Below are 5,511 nucleotides of genomic sequence, written 5' to 3' on the forward strand. Positions count from 1 at the left end.
GACGACGGCACCCCCAACCGGCTGCACGTCGTCACCGACGCCGCCACCGGCAAGAAGCTCTACGAGTACCAGGGCATCGAGACCGGCACCGGCAAGTCCCTGTACTCCGGCACGGTCACCCTGAACACGACCAAGTCGGGGTCGACGTACCAGCTGACCGACGGCACCCGGGGCGGTCACAAGACGTACAACCTGGCCCACAAGACCTCCGGCACCGGCACGCTGTTCACCGACGCCGACGACGTGTGGGGCACCGGCAGCGCCTCCAGCTCGACCACGGACCAGACGGCGGCCGCCGACGCCGCCTACGGCGCACAGGCCACCTGGGACTTCTACAAGAACACCTTCGGCCGCAGCGGCATCAAGAACAACGGCGTCGGCGCCTACAGCCGCGTCCACTACGGCAACCAGTACGTCAACGCGTTCTGGGACGACAGCTGCTTCTGCATGACCTACGGCGACGGCGAGGGCAACACCCACCCGCTGACCTCGCTGGACGTGGCCGGCCACGAGATGAGCCACGGTGTCACCTCCAACACCGCGGGCCTCAACTACAGCGGCGAGTCCGGCGGCCTCAACGAGGCGACGTCCGACATCTTCGGCACCGGCGTGGAGTTCTACGCCAACAACGCCTCGGACGTCGGCGACTACCTCATCGGCGAGAAGATCGACATCAACGGCGACGGCAGCCCGCTGCGCTACATGGACAAGCCCAGCAAGGACGGCGGCTCCGCCGACAACTGGTCGTCCTCGGTCGGCAACAAGGACGTCCACTACTCGTCCGGTGTCGCCAACCACTTCTTCTACCTGCTGTCCGAGGGCAGCGGCGCGAAGACGATCAACGGAGTGTCCTACAACTCCCCGACGTACAACGGCTCCACGGTCACCGGCATCGGCCGCGCCAAGGCGCTGCAGATCTGGTACAAGGCACTGACGACGTACTTCACGTCGACGACGAACTACAAGTCGGCCCGCGCCGGCACCCTGTCGGCGGCGTCCGCCCTGTACGGCGGCACCTCCAGCGCCGAGTACAAGGCGGTGGCCGCGGCCTGGTCGGCGGTGAACGTCAACTAGCCGCAGCGGCTCCGGCTTGGGCGGCACCCGGGAAGAAGTCGTTCCGGGTGCCGCCCTACCCTTGTGTCCCATGTCCTCGGCGTCCTTCACCTATGAGCCGGTCGGCGCGACCCACGACGCGCTGACCGTCTGCCCGCCCGGCTTCCACCCGATGTTCGTGCGCACCCGTCTCGGCGAAGGCCAGGAGGTCTTCCAGCGGGCCGCCGAGGCGGTCCTGACCTGGGAGATGCACCGCGCGCTGGGCGTGGGCATCGACGCCACGGCCGAGCGCGCGGCCCCCGGCGTCGAGGTCACGGTCACCCTGGCCGGCCTCGTCAAGGCCCCGTGCCGCATCGTCTGGACGGTCGAGGAACCCCGCCGCGCCGGCTGGGCCTACGGCACCCTGGAGGGCCACCCGGAATGCGGCGAGGAGGCCTTCGTCGTCGACCGCACCGGCGACGGCACGGTCTGGCTCACGGTCGCGGCGTTCAGCAGGGCGGCCAAGTGGTACGCCCGCGCGGGCGGCGCGGCGACCCGCGGCCTGCAACACGCGTACGCCCGCCGGTGCGGGGTGGTCCTGCGGAAACTCTGCGCGGACCTGTCCGAAGCGTGAGCCGCTACGCCCGGCGCAGGTACGGCGACCGGCGGAGGAGCCGGGTACGTGGACCGGCCCTCGGTGGACGGGGACGGTCGATCCGTTCGGCGTGCGGCAGCCGCGCGGTGTGAACCCGCGCGGCTGCCGTCGTCCCCGCCCGTCAGATCACCTCAGCAGCACGCCCGCCCCCTCCACCACGTCCTGGGACGGCACGGCCACCAGTCCCAGTTCCGCGCCGGAGGCGAGGAGCCGGTGGGTGGGCAGGATGCGGACCGTGTAGCCGTAGGGGCCGGTGCGGTCCAGGGAGAGTGGACCCTCGTAGAGACGGCGGCCCTCCAGATCCGGGGCTCCGGTCGGCTTCAGCGGGACGATCGTGGCGTCCGTGATGCGGTCCTCCGCGTCCACCCGGCCGGACACCGCCTGCACCTCCACGTCCTCCGGGGCCAGCTCGCCGAGCCCCACCCGGACCCGCAGCCCCACGGTCGCGCCCAGTTCGGCGGTGGCCGTCGTCGCGGTCGTCTCCACGTGGTCCACGGTCACCGCCTGCCAGGCACCCCGCACCCGCGCCTTCCACTCGGCCAGTTCCCGCGCGGTGTCCGCGGTCAGCGTCCGGTGAGCCTGGGCGGCGGGGCCGTAGAGCCGGTCGACGTACTCCCGGACCATGCGCCCGGCCAGCACCTTCGGGCCGAGCAGGGTGAGGGTCTGGCGCACCATCTGGATCCAGCGGTCGGGCAGGCCGCCCCGCCCCCGCTCGTAGAACCGCGCGGTCACCCGCTGCTCCAGCAGGTCGTACAGGGCCGCCGCCTCGATGTCGTCCCGGCGGTCGGGGTCGGTGCCCGCGCCGTCCGCCGTCGGGATGGCCCAGCCGAAGTCCGGCCGGAACCACTCGTCCCACCAGCCGTCCAGCACCGAGAGGTTGAGGCAGCCGTTGAGGGCCGCCTTCATCCCCGAGGTGCCGCACGCCTCCAGCGGGCGCAGGGGGTTGTTCAGCCAGATGTCACAGCCCGGGTAGAGCTTCTGCGCCATCCCCATGCCGTAGTCGGGCAGGAAGACGATCCGGTGCCGCACCCGCGGATCGTCCGCGAACCGCACCAGCTCCTGGACGAGCCGCTTGCCGCCGTCGTCCGCCGGATGCGCCTTGCCCGCGACGACGAGCTGCACCGGACGCTCCGGATGCAGCAGCAGTTCCATCAGCCGGTCCCGGTCACGCAGCATCAGCGTCAGCCGCTTGTACGACGGCACCCGCCGCGCGAACCCGATCGTCAGGACGTCCGGGTCGAGGACCCCCTCGATCCAGCCCAACTCGGCGTCCGCCGCGCCCCGTTGCCGCCAGGACGCGCGCAGCCGCTCCCGCACCTCCCAGACCAGCTGCTCACGCAGGGTGCGGCGCAGCTCCCAGATCTCCTCGTCCGGGACGGCCGCGACCGAGTCCCAGCGCTCGGTGCCGCCGACGGCCAGCGCGTCCTCGGCCCGCTGGGCACCGATCTGCCGGACGCCGAGCCGCTGCACCTCCGGGGCCACCCAGGTCGGCGCGTGCACCCCGTTGGTCACGGAGGTGATCGGCACCTCCTCGGCGTCGAACCCCGGCCACAGCCCCGCGAACATCTCCCGGCTGACCTGCCCGTGCAGCAGTGACACCCCATTGGCCCGCTGGGCCAGCCGCAGCCCCATCACGGCCATGTTGAACAGGTTGGGCTCACCGCCCGGGTACGTCTCCATGCCCAGCGCCAGGATCCGCTGCACGTCGATGTCCGGGAGTTCGGCGTCCGCCCCGAAGTGCCGGGCCACCAGCTCGCGGTCGAAGCGGTCGATGCCGGCCGGCACCGGGGTGTGCGTGGTGAACACGGTCCCGCCGCGCACGGCCTCCAGCGCGGAGTCGAAATCCAGCCCTTTCTCGCACAGCTCGGCGATCCGCTCCAGCCCGAGGAAGCCCGCGTGGCCCTCGTTGGTGTGGAAGACCTCCGGCTCCGGGTGCCCGGTGAGCCGGCAGTACGTCCGCACCGCCCGGACACCCCCTATGCCGAGCAGCATCTCCTGCAGCAGCCGGTGCTCGCTGCCGCCGCCGTAGAGCCGGTCGGTGACCCCGCGTTCGCCGAGGTCGTTCTCCTCCACGTCCGAGTCGAGCAGCAGCAGCGGCACCCGGCCCACCTGGGCCAGCCAGATCCGGGCGTGCAGCGCTTTGCCGCCGGGCAGGGCGAGGGAGAGCCGGGCCGGGGCGCCGTCGGTGCCCTTCAGCTGGGTGACCGGCAGCTCGTTGGGGTCGAGGACCGGGTAGTGCTCCTGCTGCCAGCCGTCCCGGGAGAGGCTCTGCCGGAAGTATCCGTGCCGGTACAGCAGCCCCACCCCGATCAGCGGCACACCGAGGTCGCTGGCCGCCTTCAGGTGGTCGCCGGCGAGGATGCCGAGGCCGCCGGAGTACTGGGGCAGCGCGGCCGTGATGCCGAACTCCGGTGAGAAGTAGGCGACGGCGGCGGGCAGTCCGTCGGCCTGTGTCTGGTACCAGCGTTCGCCGGTCAGATAGTCGTCGAGGTCGTCGGCCGCCGCGGTCAGCCGGCGCAGGAAGCGCCGGTCGCCGGCCAGCTCGGTGAGCCGGGCCGGGCGGACGGTGCCCAGCAGGCGCACCGGGTCCCCGGCGGCGGCGGACCAGGCCTCCGGGTCGACGGACTGGAACAGATCGCGCGTTTCCGCATGCCAGGACCAGCGCAGATTGCGCGCCAGGTCGCTCAGCGGCCGGAGGGGGGCGGGGAGAACGGGACGGACGGTGAACCGGCGGATCGCCTTCACATGCCACCTCGGACGCGTTACGGGGTGAGACGCACGGCACTGTGCGTCTCGTCGTCACCCTCGACGGTAGTGGTTACCCGGGGGTCGGTGGGGACCTGCCCGGTGGGGGTGTCGGGGCGTCAAGGGCGAGACGGTGGGCACCCGGAGAAAGAGGCCGGTCTTGTGTGTGGACGTACGCGCCGGTAGTTAACAAAGTGCCGGATTGCCCACCCGAACAGGAGGGGAAGGCTCCTCCGGTACACACCCCACAGGCATCACCCAGCACCGCCGCAGGACCCACCTCCCCACAGCCATCCGCCCACCACCACGTTGACGCGGACAGGAGCGGTCATGCCCGCCACGCACCACTCGTCAGCACCCCCGACAAGCAGCAAGGCCAAGGCAGCAGGAAAGAGGCCGGCGGGCGGAAAAGCCGCACGGTCCCCCGCCGGGGAGCGGTCCTCCTCGGCTTCACCGGAGACCTCCACCACGCTCGGCCGCATCCCCGTGCTCGACGTACGCCCCGTGGTGCAGCACGGGCGCCGGCCCGCCAAGGCGGTGACCGGTGAGTCGTTCGAGGTGTCGGCCACCGTGTTCCGGGAGGGACACGACGCCGTCGCGGCGAACGTGGTGCTGCGGGACCCGGCGGGCCGGCCCGGTCCCTGGACTCCGATGCGCGAACTCGCCCCGGGCACCGACCGCTGGGGAGCCACCGTCACCGCGGGCGAACCCGGCCACTGGACGTACACGGTGGAGGCCTGGTCCGATCCGCTGGCCACCTGGTGGCACCACGCCCGGATCAAGATCCCGGCCGGTATCGACACCGGCCTGGTCCTGCAGGAGGGCGCCGGGCTGTACGAGCGTGCGGCCGCCGGCGTCCCGGACGGTCAACGGCCGCTCGTGCTGGCCGCGTCGGCGGCCCTGCGCGATGAGAAGGAGCCTGCGGCCTGGCGCCTCGCGGCGGCGCTGGACCCCGAGGTGGTGGGGGTCCTCGTCCGCCATCCCTTGCGGGAGCTGGTGACGGCCTCGGATCCGATGCCGCTGCTGGTGGAGCGGGAGCGGGCCCTGTACGGCTCGTGGTACGAGTTCTTCCCGCGTTC

General features: G+C 72.0%; 4 protein-coding genes. 3 read left to right on the plus strand and 1 reads right to left on the minus strand.

Features of this window, described 5'->3' with window-relative positions:
- Together ACGFT2_RS34025 and ACGFT2_RS34030 are read left to right on the plus strand one after the other, a co-directional pair.
- Nucleotides 1–1,074 (plus strand): M4 family metallopeptidase (locus tag ACGFT2_RS34025; protein WP_393286219.1); only part of this gene is annotated, 1,074 nt, incomplete at its 5' end.
- Nucleotides 1,075–1,144: 70 nt separating this feature from the next.
- Nucleotides 1,145–1,666 (plus strand): DUF1990 domain-containing protein, encoded by a 522-nt coding sequence (locus tag ACGFT2_RS34030; protein ID WP_393286223.1) that lies wholly within the window; start codon nucleotides 1,145–1,147, stop codon nucleotides 1,664–1,666.
- Nucleotides 1,667–1,813: 147 nt separating this feature from the next.
- Here ACGFT2_RS34030 and glgP read toward each other — a convergent pair whose 3' ends face one another.
- Nucleotides 1,814–4,432 (minus strand): alpha-glucan family phosphorylase, encoded by a 2,619-nt coding sequence (gene glgP, locus ACGFT2_RS34035; protein WP_393286226.1) that lies wholly within the window; start codon nucleotides 4,430–4,432, stop codon nucleotides 1,814–1,816.
- A gap of 330 nt (nucleotides 4,433–4,762) precedes the next feature.
- Here glgP and ACGFT2_RS34040 point away from each other — a divergent pair.
- On the plus strand, nucleotides 4,763–5,511 hold a 749-nt coding region (locus ACGFT2_RS34040; protein ID WP_393286228.1), incomplete at its 3' end, for a maltotransferase domain-containing protein.

Origin of the sequence: Streptomyces sp. NPDC048514 (assembly GCF_043199955.1) — a bacterium.
In the GTDB taxonomy this organism is placed as follows: domain Bacteria; phylum Actinomycetota; class Actinomycetes; order Streptomycetales; family Streptomycetaceae; genus Streptomyces.